The 15651-nt window shown below is 61.1% G+C and carries 16 protein-coding genes; 6 read left to right on the forward strand and 10 right to left on the reverse strand.

The genetic code is table 11. The annotated features are described in order from the left end of the window. Positions 1–54: 54 nt before the first annotated feature. From HHL09_RS12685 to HHL09_RS12705, 5 genes are all read right to left on the reverse strand, one after another. Positions 55–366, reverse strand: a complete 312-nt coding sequence (locus tag HHL09_RS12685; protein WP_169455005.1) for a hypothetical protein — start codon at positions 364–366, stop codon at positions 55–57. A 154-nt stretch (positions 367–520) separates the two neighbouring features. Beyond that, a complete protein-coding gene (locus HHL09_RS12690; RefSeq protein WP_169455006.1) occupies positions 521–913 on the reverse strand; it encodes a hypothetical protein in 393 nt (130 codons plus the stop codon). Positions 914–1052: 139 nt separating this feature from the next. After that, complete coding sequence (locus HHL09_RS12695) at positions 1053–2039, reverse strand: alpha-ketoacid dehydrogenase subunit beta (RefSeq protein WP_169455007.1); 987 nt, start codon at positions 2037–2039, stop codon at positions 1053–1055. 57 nt (positions 2040–2096) lie between these two features. Further along, entirely contained in the window at positions 2097–3179 is a 1083-nt protein-coding gene (gene pdhA / locus HHL09_RS12700) for a pyruvate dehydrogenase (acetyl-transferring) E1 component subunit alpha (RefSeq protein ID WP_169455008.1), read from the reverse strand. Between the two features lie 44 nt (positions 3180–3223). Continuing rightward, positions 3224–3808 (reverse strand): DUF6580 family putative transport protein, encoded by a 585-nt coding sequence (locus HHL09_RS12705; RefSeq protein ID WP_169455009.1) that lies wholly within the window; start codon positions 3806–3808, stop codon positions 3224–3226. 112 nt (positions 3809–3920) lie between these two features. Here HHL09_RS12705 and HHL09_RS12710 point away from each other — a divergent pair, with 112 nt between their 5' ends. The 4 genes from HHL09_RS12710 to HHL09_RS12725 all read left to right on the forward strand — a co-directional run bounded on the left by HHL09_RS12710 (position 3921) and on the right by HHL09_RS12725 (position 8098). Further along, positions 3921–4310: a cytidine deaminase gene (locus HHL09_RS12710; RefSeq protein ID WP_169455010.1), complete on the forward strand. Its 390-nt coding sequence runs from the start codon at positions 3921–3923 to the stop codon at positions 4308–4310. Between the two features lie 345 nt (positions 4311–4655). Continuing rightward, the gene (gene mnmG, locus HHL09_RS12715; protein ID WP_169455011.1) at positions 4656–6536 is read left to right on the forward strand and encodes a tRNA uridine-5-carboxymethylaminomethyl(34) synthesis enzyme MnmG; all 1881 of its coding nucleotides are present in this window, start codon (positions 4656–4658) and stop codon (positions 6534–6536) included. A gap of 737 nt (positions 6537–7273) precedes the next feature. Beyond that, on the forward strand, positions 7274–7615 hold the full coding sequence (locus HHL09_RS12720; protein WP_169455012.1) for a hypothetical protein: 342 nt from the start codon (positions 7274–7276) through the stop codon (positions 7613–7615). Positions 7616–7621: 6 nt separating this feature from the next. Beyond that, positions 7622–8098, forward strand: a complete 477-nt coding sequence (locus HHL09_RS12725; RefSeq protein WP_169455013.1) for a hypothetical protein — start codon at positions 7622–7624, stop codon at positions 8096–8098. Between the two features lie 60 nt (positions 8099–8158). On the opposite strand, the gene HHL09_RS12730 is transcribed toward HHL09_RS12725, so the two are convergent. From HHL09_RS12730 to HHL09_RS12740, 3 genes are read right to left on the reverse strand one after another with little or no spacing between them, the layout of a single operon-like run. Beyond that, the gene (locus HHL09_RS12730; protein ID WP_169455014.1) at positions 8159–8554 is read right to left on the reverse strand and encodes a ketosteroid isomerase-related protein; all 396 of its coding nucleotides are present in this window, start codon (positions 8552–8554) and stop codon (positions 8159–8161) included. Positions 8555–8603: 49 nt separating this feature from the next. Continuing rightward, positions 8604–9500 carry a thiamine-phosphate kinase gene (locus HHL09_RS12735; RefSeq protein WP_169455015.1) on the reverse strand — a complete coding sequence of 299 codons (897 nt, stop codon included), beginning with the start codon at positions 9498–9500 and terminating at the stop codon, positions 8604–8606. Between the two features lies 1 nt (position 9501). Next, a complete protein-coding gene (locus HHL09_RS12740; RefSeq protein ID WP_169455016.1) occupies positions 9502–10602 on the reverse strand; it encodes a CPBP family intramembrane glutamic endopeptidase in 1101 nt (366 codons plus the stop codon). Positions 10603–10791: 189 nt separating this feature from the next. Here HHL09_RS12740 and HHL09_RS12745 point away from each other — a divergent pair, with 189 nt between their 5' ends. Together HHL09_RS12745 and HHL09_RS12750 are read left to right on the forward strand one after the other, a co-directional pair. Further along, complete coding sequence (locus HHL09_RS12745) at positions 10792–12117, forward strand: CPBP family intramembrane glutamic endopeptidase (RefSeq protein WP_169455017.1); 1326 nt, start codon at positions 10792–10794, stop codon at positions 12115–12117. 63 nt (positions 12118–12180) lie between these two features. After that, positions 12181–13356: a serine/threonine-protein kinase gene (locus tag HHL09_RS12750; protein WP_169455018.1), complete on the forward strand. Its 1176-nt coding sequence runs from the start codon at positions 12181–12183 to the stop codon at positions 13354–13356. Positions 13357–13469: 113 nt separating this feature from the next. On the opposite strand, the gene HHL09_RS12755 is transcribed toward HHL09_RS12750, so the two are convergent. Together HHL09_RS12755 and HHL09_RS12760 are read right to left on the reverse strand one after the other, a co-directional pair. Beyond that, positions 13470–14645, reverse strand: a complete 1176-nt coding sequence (locus HHL09_RS12755; protein ID WP_169455019.1) for a hypothetical protein — start codon at positions 14643–14645, stop codon at positions 13470–13472. Between the two features lie 98 nt (positions 14646–14743). Further along, positions 14744–15133: a twin-arginine translocation signal domain-containing protein gene (locus HHL09_RS12760; RefSeq protein ID WP_169455020.1), complete on the reverse strand. Its 390-nt coding sequence runs from the start codon at positions 15131–15133 to the stop codon at positions 14744–14746. Positions 15134–15651: the final 518 nt, after the last annotated feature.

A 15651-nucleotide genomic window follows, 5' to 3' on the forward strand; every position in this document is an offset into this window, starting at 1 on the left:
AGGCGCGGGGAGATTGGGGAATCGGAAAGGCTTTTCCAGTCTTTTCCCCTCCCATCAACCCTTGTTGACGCGGATGATTTTTCCTTTCTCGACGGCGAAGTTCAGGCGGTCCGGACGATAATCCATCGTCACGGGCCGTGGTTTGCCGTCTTCCTCGACCACGCGCCACTTGATCTCAGCCTTGTCGGCGCGGCTGGAGCCTTCCTCCAGGCTCATTCCGACGTAGGAATTCGCATCGGAGGGATCGGCGGGAGTGGTCGGTTTTTCCGCGGAGGGAGGACTTTTGTCCGGCGTGGCTTCCGTGGATTGCTGCTGCTGGCAGGAAATCACGGCCAGCGAGGCGGCGGCGAGCAGGATGGTTTTCATCGCTAGCATGCTTGGGGCGGGAGTCCCGAGGCCGCAAGGGAGAAATTGAATGAGAGATGCCAGAGGGGTAGTCCGGCAGTTCCCGGGGGAAAAGAAAACGGGGACCTTGCGGGCCCCCGTTTCCGGCTTTGAAATGTGTGGCGATGCGTCTCGATTACTCAATGACGATCGGCTTCATGGTCGGGATCAGGCCGAGGTTCGGGCTGCCGCTGCCACCTTGGACGGTAGCCATTTTGCGGGCAGCTTCGCTGTTGGAGCCGCAGCAGCCTTCTTCGAGGCAGTAGAGGCGCACGCAGCTCGGGCACTTGATGCGGACCTTCTTGGTCACGGTCTTGTAGCGCGGGACCTTGGTCTCCTTGACCTCGGTCAGGCCGCTCTTGGAATCGACCACCACTTCTTCGCGAACGATGTCGTAGCCGCAGAGTTTGCGCTGGTAGGTTTCCTCCGTGTAACCGGCGGCGATGCTCTTCAGGCCGAACATCGAGCAGCAGGACGACAGACCCATCGAGAGGGCCACAAGTGGCAGGATCAGGAGCAGGTTTTTCATAGCAGTGGTATTAGAAGAGGCAGCAGCAGGAGGTGGCAGCAAGGCACAGACCTGCCAGCCCGGCGAGGGCAAGAAGTTTGGTCATGATGCAAACATGCTAGAATAGGCGTTGTCCGTGGCAACGAAAAAGCCTTCGGAATCAGCGCAAAGACAGGACTTTTTCGACAATCCGGCGAGGATTGGGAAGCTGCTCGTCTTCGACATACGGGGAGTATATCGCAGGTGCATCCATTGTGGTCACGCGCTTGATTGGCGCGTCGAGGTAATCAAAGACCTCGTCTTGAATCAGGTGGGAAACCATGGCGGAGACACCGCCGAAGCCCTTCGATTCATCCACGAGCACCACGCGGTTGGTCTTCTTGACCGTCTTCAGAATGGCTTCGACGTCGAGCGGGCGGATCGAGCGGAGGTCGAGGACGTCTGCTTCGATGCCGTGTTCCTGCTTGAGAGTTTCGGCAGCTTCAAGGGCGTGGATGATCGAGCGGCCGTGGCCGATGATCGAGACGTCCTTGCCCTCGCGCTTGAGATCGGCCAAGCCGAGCGGGATCACGAAGTCACCATCGGCCGGATCCGGCACCTCGCCGGTCATGCCGTAGAGGCGGGTGTTCTCCATGACGTAGACAGGGTCATTGTCGCGGATAGCAGCCTTGATCAGGCCTTTGGCATCGGCCGGGGTGGCTGGAGAGACAACTTTCAGGCCGGGGAATGCGGCGAAGAGACCTTCCGGGATGTGGGAGTGGGTGGCGCCGACGTTGGTGCCGCCGTTGGCCGGGCCGCGCATCACGATCGGGCAGTTGATCAGGCCGCCGGACATGTAGCGAACGCAGGCGGCGTTGTTGACCAGTTGGTCGAAGGCGACGGAGTGGAAGGACCAGAACATGAGCTCCATCACGGGACGGACGCCAAGCATGGAAGCGCCGATGCCCATGCCGATGAAGCCGGCTTCGGAAATCGGGGTATCGACGACGCGCTTGTCGCCCCACTTTTCCCAGAGGCCTTGGGTCACCTTGTAGGCACCGTTGTACTGGGCGACTTCCTCGCCCATGATGACGACGTTCGGGTCGCGGGCGAGTTCCTCGTCGAGGCCTTCACGGAGAGCTTCGCGGTAGGTAAGCGTGCGGGACATGGAGAATGATGAGTGCAGGGAAATTGGAATGATCTACTAGAAGTACCGTAGTTCGGCTCAGTCGGTGAAGAAGTGGCGGCCGATCTTGGAGGCTTCGGTTTTGTTGTCGGTTTCCCAGTAAACGTCATCCATGACATCCTCGCGGGTCGGGGCGGGGGAAGACTCGGCGAACTTGGTGGCCGCGGCGGCTTCGGCCTTGGCTTCCTTGTCGATCGCGTCGAGCTGTTCGTCGGTGGCGACACCTTCGTCCACGAGGCGCTTCCGCCAGAGGCGGATGGGATCGAAGTTGGTCTTGTAGTTCTCGATCTCTTCTGGGGAGCGGTACTTCTTGGCATTCGCGTCGGCGACGCTATGGCCGTAGTAGCGATAGGTATTGATCTCGAGAATGGCGGGCTTGTGCTCCTTGCGGGCGCGCTCCATGGCGATGTGGGTCTTGGCACGGACCTCGTAGATATCGGAGCCATCGACGACATCCCACTCCATGTCGTAGCCTTCGGCACGCTGGGCGAGGCAACCGCGGTAGGAGGAAGAACGCTTCTGGGAAGTTCCCATCGAATAGCCGTTGTTCTCGATCACGTAGACCACCGGGAGTTCGAAGAGGGCGGCGATATTGAGGGATTCGTGGAAGGCACCCTGGTTCACCGCGCCATCGCCAAGATAGCAGAGGGCGGCACCTTCGCGGCCGAGATATTTGAGACCGTAGGCGAGGCCGAGACCGAGCGGGGTCTGACCGCCGACGATGCCGTGACCACCCCAGAAGTTCTTGTCCGGGGCGAAGAAGTGCATGGAACCACCCTTGCCCTTGGAACAGCCGGTCGCCTTGCCGAAGAGCTCGGCCATCAGGCTGTTCATGTCCATGCCGGACATGATCGCGTGGCCGTGGCAGCGGTAGGCGGTGATGTTGTGGTCGTTCTCTCCGCAGAGCGAGAGGGTGCCGGCCGCTACCGATTCCTGGCCGATGTAGAGATGGAGGAAGCCGCCGATCTTGCCAGCGTTGTAGTATTTCAGCGCTTCCTGCTCGAAGCGGCGAATACGGACCATCTTGCGGAACAGCTCGATCTTCTGCTCGGCGGTGAGTGCCTTGTTGACCGGAGAACCGGCAAAGTCGAGGCGCGGAGTGTCGGCGGTAGCGATGGACATGGACGGGGCGGAGATAGGGTCAGATATGGGTGGCGAGCAAGAACTTATCGGGTATGCGCAAGTGACGGTGCGGACTTCTCCGCCGGACTCCAGGAGCGGCGTGCAAGCAGGAACAGAGCCGTGAAGAGGAGATTCGCGGCTGCGAGATTCCGCAGGAAGATCCAAGTCGGAAGGACGTCGGTCGGCCGGCCGCTCCAGAGTGCCTGCCAGAGACCTTCACCGGACTTCGCGTAAGTCGGATCGGCAAGCCAGACGGCGGTGTTCGTGACGAGGTGGAAGAAGAGTGCGGCGACGAGTCCGCCCACGAGCATCACGGCGGGGGAGGCGACTTTCCGGAGCGGCAGGGCCATGGCACCGGTGGCAAGCAAGGTGAGGAAGGCGACCGAGGTGCCGCCGCCGGGAGTGAAGGGGTTGTAGCCCTGTAGCAGGCTGGCGATCGGATTACTGATCAGCCAAGCGACGACGGGGAGGGCCCATGCCTTGGTGCCGCGCAGGAAAACGATGCTGCACAGGAAGAGCGCGGCGAGCGGCTGGAAGTTCGGAAGCTCCATCGGGAACATGGCACCGAGGGCGCGGAAGGCGACTAGCAGAACCAGCAGCACGAGGGCGGGAATCCAAGGGCGTTGCATGCCTTTCGATGCCTCAGGATGACCCCCCGTGCGAGCCGAAAATGCGCGTCACTGCAAGGATGGCGGGGCCTTGTCCTTGCAAGGACCGGAGTCTTCATAGTCTGCTAGGACCATGGACTGGGACGCGCTGATCGAGGCTGCATGGCAGGCCCGGGAGAAGGCCTATGCGCCCTACTCGAAGTTTGCGGTGGGAGCGGCGTTGGTGGCAGGTGGGAAGGTGATCACCGGTTGCAACGTCGAGAATCTGTCCTTCGGACTGACCATGTGCGCGGAACGCGTGGCCGTGGGGACCGCCGTGGCAGACGGCTTAAAGGAGATCGTGGCGGTGGCGGTGGTGGCGGATACGGAGCTTCCCGTCTCACCCTGCGGGGCCTGTCGGCAGGTGCTGGCGGAGTTCGGGGATCCTCTGGTCTGCCTCGCGAACCGGACGGAGCGACAAGTATTCCGCCTGTCTGAACTCTTGCCCAGAGCCTCCACCGGCATCTTGGATCGCCGCTTTTGAAGGCTTCTGCGATCCCGCCTGTTCCGCCTGTTATATCAGGATAAATAACAGGCGGGGAGGCACGCATCGGCATCGAGGTTCAAGATGGAACCGGGGTCGAAATGAGGATGAGGAGGCGGGGTTGGAAGCTCGAGTGCATCGCTTCCATGGAGCTTCTCATGGGACGAGGGATGCTTCTACTGGCAGAGGAGCAAGAAAGTGTCTCCTTGGATGGGCTTGGGAGCCTCCGGGCGCGTCTCGGGAGCTTCCCGGGATTGGAAAGTTCCACGTGGAACACCTGCGTCCTTCTCCTCTACCCGATCTTGTTCTTCCCCGGCAATAGGCTAGGGTCCGCGCCCCTAGCTCATGTTCCGCTATCCCAAGCGCTACGACGTCCTCGTCATCGGAGCCGGCCATGCCGGTGTGGAAGCTGCCCTTGCTGCCGCCCGTCTGGGCGCGCAGGTGGCGGTGCTGACCCAGAACCTGGACACCGTCGGCCAGATGTCTTGCAACCCGGCGATCGGTGGCTTGGCAAAGGGCCACATGGTGCGGGAGATCGATGCCTTGGGCGGGGCGATGGGCTTGAATACTGATGCCACCGGCATCCAGTTCCGCATGCTGAATGCGTCTAAGGGTCCCTCGGTCCGGGCCCCTCGCGCCCAGTGCGATAAGAAGGCTTACCAATTCCGGATGAAGTGGGTACTGGAATCCACTTCGGGTATCGACCTCCACCAAGGGAACGTGGCCGAGATCCTCGTCGAAAATGACCAAGTCACCGGGATCAGCACCTCCTTGGGCATGGTCATTGAGTCTTCAGCCATTGTCCTCTCCGCAGGCACCTTTATGCGGGGTCTGATGCACGTCGGTCTGAAGAACGAGAAGGGCGGCCGTATGGGGGATGCGACCTCCACTGTCTCCGATTCGCTCCGGAAGCTCGGGTTCCACGTGGAACGTTTCAAGACGGGGACTCCCTGCCGTCTCAACGGGCGATCCCTCGATTTGTCCGTCTGTGAGCGTCAGGACGGGGACACCCCTGCGCCGCTCTTCTCCTACCTTGCGGATACGCTGGAGCGGGGCAAGGACGACCTTTTTACCCTGAATCCTTGGGGTGATTCCGCGTTCCACGTGGAACAAATGCCCTGTTGGGTGACCTATACCAATCCGGCTACCCATGAGATCATCCGGGGGAATCTCGACAAGTCTCCCATGTATTGCGGGGTGATCGAGGGCGTGGGGCCCCGCTACTGCCCCTCGATCGAGGACAAGGTAGTCCGTTTCGCGGAGAAGGAGCGTCATCAGGTGTTCCTCGAGCCCGAAGGACGGCACACCCACGAGTATTACGTGAATGGCGTCTCCACCTCCTTGCCCTATGAGGTGCAGCTCGATTTTCTGCGGACCATCCCGGGCTTGGAGAAGTGTGAGATCCTGCGTCCGGGCTACGCGGTGGAGTATGACTACTGTCCGCCGACCCAGCTTCACCCGACCCTAGAGACCAAGCAGGTCTCCGGCCTCTATTTTGCCGGGCAGATCAATGGAACCTCGGGATACGAGGAGGCGGCGGGGCAGGGGCTGCTAGCCGGCGCAAATGCTGCGCTGAAGGTGGCCGGGAAGCCGGACTTCATCCTGCGTCGGGATCAAGCCTATCTCGGGGTGATGATCGATGATCTGGTCACCAAGGGCTGTATTGAGCCCTACCGGATGTTCACGTCGCGGGCGGAGTTCCGCCTGCTCCTCCGTCAGGACAACTGCGACCTCCGCCTCACGCCCCTTGCAGCGGAGGCCGGACTGGCCGGTGGAGAGCGGGCGCGCCGGGTCACGGAGAAGCAGACCCAGCTCGACAAAGCCATCCGCTGGTCCCGTCAGACCGTCCACGAGGGCGTAAAGATCGACCACTGGTTCCGCCGGGTAGAGAATACCCATGATCTCCTGCCCGAAGAGCTCCGCGAAAAGTTCCACGTGGAACTTTGGCCGCTGATCGAGACCGAGTTGAAGTATGAAGGCCATCTCCAGCGTCAGCAGGTGCAGGTGGAGCGGATGGCGCGGCATGAGAGCAAGCGCATCCCTGCGGACCTCGATTACAGCCAGATCCGTGGTCTGAAGAAGGAGGCTCAGGTGAACTTCGGGAGGGTTCGTCCCGCGACCTTGGGTCAAGCGGGACGGATCTCTGGGATCACTCCTGCGGACGTTGCCGTGCTCGCGGTGTGGATGGAGCGCGGGGAGCGGAGCAAGGCGGTGGCGGAGGAATGAGGATGAATCACGGAATTCACGGAAGGAAGACCGTGTAGCGGTCGCGGTGGGTATTCTGGTTGGGATTACTTGGTTTGGTATTCTTGCTGTTCGTTTGGCTGGCTGTGCCCCGGACCGTCGGAAACACTAAATGGAGAGGTTCCAATAAGATCCCTCGTTCTGGCGCACGGTCCTGGTTGCGTCTTTTTCAGCTATCTTCGCTTGGAAAGGACCCCTCCCGGATGGAAGCAGGAGACCAGACTTTATCTTGGAACCTTGGAACCTGAGGAGCCTATTACGGTCTTTCACCGAGCGACCGAACTTAGGAGAGAGAAGCGAGGCTTCACCCTATTCATCGCATATTGGTTCCTGATCCTCCTCTATCTGCCGTTTTGGCTTGGGGGCGGTAGTATGGAGCCACGGAGCGGGCAAAAGGGGCGAGATCGGGAAGGCGTGATGAGTAGCCTAGGTGGAAGCCCAAGCCTTGGTGCCGCTCCAAGATCTTCTGGGATGGCCTCTGGGATTTGTATCCTTGATCGCTCTCTAGATCGATCGACACCCTCGCACTGGAGCGCGAGCTCAACTGCCAATGGCAGGTGGGAGCGGGTGTCCGAGGTCTGGGATTCCATACGGATCCGCATGATGGATGGAGAGACCGAAGGGCTGCATGCTTCCGGTCAATGGAAGCCTTGGAGAGGGAGCTCTTGCCTCCATCTCACCGGAGATGATAGGGGAGAGGGAAGCCGCTTTCGCCCGATATGAGACCTGCGCTCGCCACCCTTTACCTCCTCCTTGTCTTGGCCCCCTCCGCCGTCCACAGCGAAGACCGCTCTAAGGTGCATTCACCGCGGATGAATGAAGAGAAGCCTTGGGAAGACGATCCCTCGGATCGTTATTTCGAAGGTTGGTTGCGGTACAAAGAAGCCGAGAGGCTAAAGGAAACGAAGCCCGAGGAGGCTAGGGAAGGGTACAGCACTGCACTCGAGCTCTTCAAAGAGATTCAGGCGAGATGGCCGGAGTGGAAGAAAGACATGGTGAAGAACCGGATCGCCACCACCGAAGAGACCTTGAAGTTGCTTGAGAAAGGAAAAGGAGAGTAATCCTCCATGGTCCTTCGTTCGACAGCGACGGCTTGCCGGGGAGAGAGCAGGCGATGGTGGCGCTCCCCGTGGTTCTGGTTCGGCTGGCCGGGTCTCATCGGCTTGCTCTGGGGCTGGCTCGCCTTCACCAATGACGACTACGAGGTGTCTTGGGTGACGGGGAAGGGTAGAAGCTTCCAGGCGGGAGGAGGTGACGGGGAGTTCTACGTCCTGCAGAGAAAGCTACTCGGGGATGAGAGGGAAGGAACCGACGAAGGCTTGAATTGGCGTTGGTTGCCGGATCGTTGGGAGGGGGAAGGATGTGTTTTCATGCGGAAGCCCTATGCGCTCTTCTTCGGCGAAGAGCAGGCGGGTCACACGAGGGAATTTGCCATTGCCGCCTGGGCGGCGGTTCTGCTGTATCTGATGGCTTGGGGTGGGCTGGTGGTATGGCGCAGTCGTCGGGAAGCATCGAAGTCGCTGAAGGAGGGAAAAGGGGAGTGAGACGCGCTGCTACATTTTCGGCGGACCCGCCGCGGGTCGCGGTGCCCTGCCGGCTACCACTCAAGCGCCGACAAGGCGGAGCCAAGTACGAAGGTTATAGTAATTCGTCACCCGCGTGATCTTGCCATCCGCGATTTCGAAGAAGGCTCCGACGCGCAGGTAGTATTCCTGGCCGGTGGCTTCGGGCAGGCCCTCGTCGGTGGAGACGTACTTGCCGCGGATGTAGAACTCGGCGGCGGCGCGTTCTCCGCCTTCGTGGCCGAAGATGACCAATTCCTCGACGCTTTCCTCGTAGCAGAGGTCCATGCGCTGCAAGAAGGCCCGGAAGGTATCGCGACCGGTCTCGGCGTGGCCTTCGTTGATCTCATGGACCACGTTCTCGGCGAGCATGGCGAGCATGGCTTCGCGGTCACCGGAGTTGAAGGCGGCGTAGTAGCTTTCGATGAGGGATTTCATGGGATGATGGAATGTTGCGTCCGGCGCATGCGCGTGAATGAAACCGGAATCAGGTGGCAGGCTTGAAGTGATCCCAGCCGCCTTGGAGTTTCATGCCCTTGCCGGGCTCCGTGAGGCGGCCGACCACCGTAAGGGGCAGCTTGGGGAAGCTTTGCTTCCATGCGTCCGCAGCGGCCTCCCAGCGCTTTCCGGGAATCGTCAGGAGCAATTCGTAGTCCTCGCCATCGCCGAGCGCTTGCTCGCGGGTGCAGCCCTTGTTGAGAGGGAGATCACCGCTGCACTCGAAGCCGCAGCGGCTGGCGGCCGCGAGGCGGGGCAGGTCCTTCGCAAGACCATCGGAGAGATCCATCATTGCCGTCGGTCGCAGATGCTCCACCAGCCAGGCTGCCTCTTCGAGACGCGGGGTGAAGGTGAGATGTTTGCCCCGGATCGAGCCGCCGAGACGTCCGGTCACGACCACGAGATCGCCCGGCTTCCCACCGGAGCGCAGCACCAGCTTCTTTCGCTCCACGCTGCCTTCTCCCGCCACGGAGATCACCGCCCCTGCTTGCGGCAGGCTGGACGTTTCGCCGCCAGCCAGCAGGCCGCCATGCTTCGCCAGACACTTGCGGATCCCGCGATAAAGCCGGTCCATCCAGACGACTTCCCGATCCGGATCCACGGCCACGGTCACCAGCAGATGCTCTGGCTTGCCGCCCATCGCGGCGAAGTCGCTGAGCACGCGTGCCACGGCTTTCCAGCCCACTTTCTCCGCGTCTTCATCCGGCAGGAAATGAATGCCCTCAATGATGGCATCGGTCTTCAGCAGGCGCAGCGGACCGCGTCCGGGATCCACCACCGCGCAGTCATCGCCGGGTCCCACGCTGAGCGAGCCGCCGCCGGGAAAGTCTTTCAAGATGCGCGCGATGAGCGCGTCCTCACCAAGATCGCACAGACGCTTTTTCATTTCATGAGCCGGGTGGCGGGGCGTCGATGATGCCGTATTTCACCAAGAGCTGCAGGGTCACGGTGGCGAGATTGAAGAGGAAGTGAACGGAGATGGTCGCCCAGATCGAGCCCGTGAGCTCATAGATCAGGCAGAGCAGCATCGCCAAGATGAAGAGCGGCAGGAGTGCCATCGCGTTGGCATGTGCAGCCGCGAAGACGAGGGAGGAAAAGATCATGGCGCCATAGGCCCCGCAGAAGCGTTTGGCAGCGGGATAAAGGTAGCCGCGAAAGACCACTTCCTCGGTGAGTGGCGCGATGATCACCGCCGCGACGCCCATCAGGATGATGATCGCGGGATCCTTTGCCTCCTGGAGCAGCTTGACCGCTTCCTGCTGCATCGACTCGATGCCGAGAGTCTGCTCCAGCCAGACATTGAAGCCGCTGAGATGCATGGCCAGCAGCACTCCCCAGACGAAAAAGACGGTTACCGGCGCGATGGCAATCGCGAGCCACCACTGCTTCCAACGCAGGCCCAGCCACTCCGATTGCTTGATGCGGCGCACCACGAAGGCACAGGTCATTCCCATCAGCAGGAGCTGGAAGAACATCGAGGCGATCAGCACCTCGGGCTTGAACTTCTGTTCCAAGGGAACCTCTTGGCCACCACCACCGCCGGTGGTGAGCCCGCAGTAGATCAGGAAGACCATGCCGATGAACAGCAGGTCGAAGAGCCGGTAGTGTGCGATTGGGACGCGGAAGTACTTCTGCAAGCCCTTCGCCGTGGGATCGGGGACGAAGGGTGCGGGCTCAGGCGCAGCGGGGGCTGTCGCAGGGGACCAGGCGTAGGGGCTGAAGGGCTCTGACGTGGCTTGCGGGAGGGGAGGGGGAAGACTTGCCCCTTGGGCCGGGGCCGGGAAAGCCGCTGCGGCTTCGGGTTCCAGCAAGGGACTGGGGGAAGAGAAGCGCAGCGTCCCGGTCGCGTAGCGAACGGAGAAAAGGACCGCGAACAGGACTCCGGCGAGAATGAAGGTCCCGAGAATCACCCGGCTTTCAAGATCCGGCCCAGCGGATGCGGCGGATGCGATTTCGGAAACCGCGGTAACAAGGGCAGCTGCAAACATGAGGCGACAGGCGGACTTTGGGAGCGGGCCGGGCAGGGGGCCAGCGGGAAATGGGTCGGGATCTTTTTAATTAAGTGACGCTGAATATCGAGCAAGCTTGCGATTTTCTAAAAAATCTGGATCATCCTGCCCATCGAATCGCGAGCGGCCAAGGCAGGAAACCCCTATCGCCAGATCCTGCGACGGCACGTGCCGGAGCCGGTGCTGGCCCTGCTGATCTTCGTGATGGGGGTTTGGCTGTGGGACAATCATTTCGGAGCGGAGCAAGGCTACGAGGACGGGGCCTGCCGGATGGCGCTGGTGAAGATCGACCGCGATCTGCGCTTGGCGGAGGGCATGAAGAAGCTGCCTCCCATGGTGCGCTCCGCACTGCTGATCGACAGCGTTCCGAAGACGGTGGAAACGTCGATCCGGTCCTTGGCGGAGCTCGGGAAGGAAGGTGCCCTCGATCAGGAAGGAGCCTACGCGCTCGCGATTCTCGACGCGCTTCACAAAGGCCAGAATCCGACCCGCGGAGCCTTCAGCGATCTCGGTTTGCCCGGGCCGCCGGATCCCCGCGTCATCATCGAGCGTGTCTCGGAAGGACGCGATGCGTGGTGGGACCGTGAATACCTGATGTCCTTCGGTGAATTTGGCAGCAGCGAGATCGTGCTGAAAGCCAGCCCTGCGGAAGAAGACGGCAGGAACCACGAGCTTGCCCTGCGCGTGGTCGTCACCCGTGGGGCGGTGTGGCTCTTCGCGATCATCGGCGTCTTTTTCATCCCCCGTACCTTCCGCTCCTACGGCCAGGCCCTGCGCTCGCGTCAAAGGGGGTATGTTGGCCAGTGGCCGCTCACCGTGGGCCTGGGTGTCTTCTTCCTCGCTTACCTCGCCTCGGTGGGATTCGAGAATCTGATCAGCCAGATCCTCCGGGGACTGCCGATCGAAGGAGCCGAACCCATTTACCTGGAGCCACCCGTGCTCGCGATTTTGGATTCCGCAGCTCGTTTCCTGCCGGCCTTGGTGGCGCTCGGTTTTCTTTTCCGGCGCGGCCGGCATGCGACGGATCGCCTCGGGCTTACGAGTCGTCCGGATCTCTTTCTGGTGCTCGGGACCTTCTCGCTGCTGACCATTGCCGACCAAATCCTCAAGTACGGGTTGGCGGATGCGATGCCGCCCGATCCCACCGGGGGTCTTTCGGAAGCAGAGGCCGGTGGATGGGGACTCGTCCTCGCGGTGCTTTCGGCCTGCATTGCCGCACCTATTGCGGAGGAAATTCTGTATCGCGGGGTTTTGTTCCGCTCCTTGGCGAATTGGATGCGCGTGCCCGCCGCCACCTTGATCTCGGCGGCGGTCTTCTCGGTCGTGCATTACCAGTACGGAGCTTACGGCCTGATTTCCGTGGGCATCCTCGGTGCCACCTGTTCCCTGTGTTACGCCGCGTCAGGACGGCTTGCCACGGCGATCCTGCTGCACGTGCTGTACAATTTCGTGATCAAGGTGCCGGAGTGGATCGTCTATCATGCGCCGTTATGAATTGCATGCAGGGCTTCAACCCGCCAAATCCATTGGCGACCGCTTTTTCCAAGTAGATTTCCGATGAGTTCTTCGTTCGAAGCCCCGACGCTGGAAGCCCTCGCCGAGCTTTTGCCCGCGTATGAGTTCGACTCCTTCATTGCACAGGGAGGCATGGGCGCGGTGTACCTGGCCCGTCAGAAAGCGCTCGATCGCGATGTGGCGATCAAGATCCTGCCGCGCGAACTCGGGGACGATCCGGAATTCCGCAAGTCATTCGAAACCGAGGCCAAGGCGATGGCCCGCCTCAATCACCCGAACCTCATCGGGGTGTACGACTCCGGCGACTTGGATGGCATGCTCTACATCGTGATGGAGTATGTGAACGGGAAGTCCCTCTATCACTCCGCCTACAACCTTGCCGTCGATCCGCCCCAGGCGGCGGCGATCGTGAAGGGCATCTGCGATGGCCTCGCCCACGCGCACGAGAACGGCGTGATCCATCGCGATATCAAGCCGGCGAACATTCTGCTCACCCACAAGGCGGAACCCAAGATCGGCGACTTCGGCCTCGCGCGTCGTGCCGATGCGGATCATCCGGGCCTGATCATGGGCACGCCGGGCTACACCGCACCCGAGATCTACGATGATCCGGAGCATGCCAGCCAGAAAACGGATATCTATGCGGTGGGTGTGATTCTTTACGAACTCCTCACCGGCCATCGTCCGGAAGATGACGAGGAGTTGCCCGCGCCCTCCACGGTGGTGGGCTGCGACAAGAAGCTCGATAAGATCTGGGCCAGGGCGACTGCCCGCAATCCGCGGGAGCGCTACGATAGCGCCGAGCAAATGGCGATCGATCTCCAAGGCTGGGCGATCCCTGATCCGCCGACCCAGGCGCTACGGACCATGCAGCGGCCGCCGCGGGTGGCCGGGGCGCGTCCGGGAGCCGCCGTGCCCCAGCGTCGCGCGGCCCACGTGCCGGTCGTGCACAAGAAGAAGAAGAGCGATACCGATTGGGGTCTGCTCGTTCATATCCTTGTCGTGGCCGTGGTAGTTGGCGCGCTCTTCTACGGCTGGAAAGCCTACCAGAAGGCAAAGGCCGCGAAGGAAAAGCCAGCTCCGGAGAAGGTCGAGAAAGTCGAGCCGAAGGGTGCGACACCGGCTCCTCCGGCACCAGCGTCCGAGAAAAAGCCGGAAGCTCCGGCTCCGCTGCCGCCGCCCTTGCCGCCTTCGATCAATCCGCCGCCGACACGCTGAAACAGGTGGGCGCAGGGCCGAGCTGGCCCTGCTTGGAAAGCCTGCACCGGACGCGTGTCTTTCGGGCGATCGGGATTCAGCCTCTTCAGGAAGGCCGCGGAAAAGGCGGAATGTCAGTTGGCTGCCTTCTTCATCCGGGCTTCCAAGGCTTTCTGCCCCGAGCTTCTGACCTTCGGATCGCTGAATTGGCCGATCCATTGGCTAGCCGACTCGTACTCGCCGGAGTCCATGGCCATTCTGAAATAGCCGGAGGCCACGGCATCTCTCTTGGCAGGAGTCAGGGATGAAGAGTTGTGGTTATACCACGCTGCGGCCGCATCTGCATCAGCGATCAGCCATGCCTTTACCGCGTTACTTGCGTCCAGGATGCCCTGCTTTCCCTCACCTTTCAGTGCCGTGGACATGGCAGCTTCGGGGTTCTTCCGTACCAACTCCCCGAGGAGCTGGCTGCGGTAGATCTGGAGCTGATTCTTGGGGTCGCCTAGATCCTTGATCTGGTTCATGGCCTCCAATTTGTCGGCCGGCTCCATGAGATTTCCGTTCTTCATGATCTCCACCATGATGTCGGGGGTGAGGAGCTTGTTCTGGTAGGCAGACACGACGGTCTCCATCCTCTTTTTCTGGGCACTCAAGTCCGAGGTTCCCGCGTCGTAGAGATAAACCTGAAGGAGAGGGGATAGGGACCGGGCCATCCCGTTCTTCCACATCCCTTGTTCTTCCAAGGTTTTCGAGAATGCCCGGAACTCGGGGGAAGAAAGATAGCCCACGAGTTCTTCGGGGGCATGGCGCTTGCAGAGGCCGTCGAGTCCGGTGTTGATCTCCGCTGCGTTGTTCAAGTCCTTGAACTTCGCGAAAAGCTCTTGGTCAGAGAGAGGGGCGGCTTTGAAGAATGCTTCTAGCTGCCAGCTCCGGGCCTGTCCCAATCCTTGGTCGATCAATTTCCACGCTTCCTCGGGGTGCCCCGCTGCGCACAACTCGGCGATGATCTCGCTGGAAACCCGGGCCCGTTCCCTAATATCGATGATCAGTTTGGCATCTGCCAGCCGTTTGGCGGCTTCTTCCGGAGTCAGCGGTGGTTTCCGGAGATTCGGCCGCGGGCGCTTGGTGTCAGACCTCCCCGCCATTCCCTCGGTGGAGCCTCCCGTCGGCGCTCCCCCGGAGATTTGACTGGCGGTGCTGCCATGATCTCCCGTGGATGCCGGGGATTTCGTTCCAACATAAATCGCCCAGCCAGCGATGGTTGCAACAAGGACGAGGATCGAGCCCCGTTTGATGAATTTCGCAGTCATGGCAGGAAATGGCGGATGCTAATAAGAAGCCACCCGCGAAACCAAGTGAGGTTTCACGGGTGGCATGTCAATTCTGTAGCCTTGGTAAGAGCCTGCCTTTAGAACGACCAGAAGCCGCCAGTGGGGCAATTGGGGTTCAGGCAGCGATACCAGTGTCGACCCTGAGAGTCCATGGAAGTGGTTTCCTCGGAGTTCTCATGGGTGCAAAGTGGATCCTTCGGCGGTTCCGGGGGTTCCGGGGGTTCGGGCGGCTCCGGTGGGTTCGGCGGGGTGGTCGAAGGAGGCACAGTCGACGGTGGATCGTCGTCGCCGAAGATACTGTCCCACAAGTCGCTAATCGCATCGCCGATTTCATCGAGGATTTCGCTGGTAGGGACGTACGGGCTTTGTCCATGGACGCGCTGGGTTCCAATGCCGGCAGCGACCAAGGCTGCAACGGTCGCTCCGCCGCTGCGCCTGAGGAAGGAGCGGCGGGAAAGCGAAGACATGGGTTCCAAATCGCCAGTCGAGCTCGGAGAGCTGCCCTTTGGGTCAAAGGGCGGTGGCACCAAAAACGGATTCATGTTTCTATAGGAGGTTTCTTTTCGTGGGTTAGGAGATAACCAGTCAAACGCAGTTAGATGAGGCATGCGGAGACGGACAAGTAAAAACTCCAGACAAGTGCTCGGGTATGATTTCTGGCCTCTATCCTTTGGCTCCGGAAGTAAAGGCGGTTGGACGCCCCCTCGCTGCCTCTCAGCCGGTGAAATCAACGACCGTCTTCTGCACGCACGGGGAAGCCGGAACTTATCTGCGGCAGGACTGATAACAGGAGATTTTCCAAAGTGGGGCTGCCCAGAAGCGCTGGGTGCCGGGATGACCTGTTCGAAAAGGCCGGGGCCCGGGATCGCGAAGGCTTTCGCGCGCAAGTTATCCGTCGCGGAGATCCACGGACGCCGGGCTATCCAAGGGGTAATAGGGCAGCCATTGGGGCAAACCAACCCGGAGGATGAAAATCCCGGGCAAG

The sequence above is a fragment of the Luteolibacter luteus genome (assembly GCF_012913485.1).
Taxonomy (GTDB): Bacteria; Verrucomicrobiota; Verrucomicrobiia; order Verrucomicrobiales; family Akkermansiaceae; genus Haloferula; species Haloferula lutea.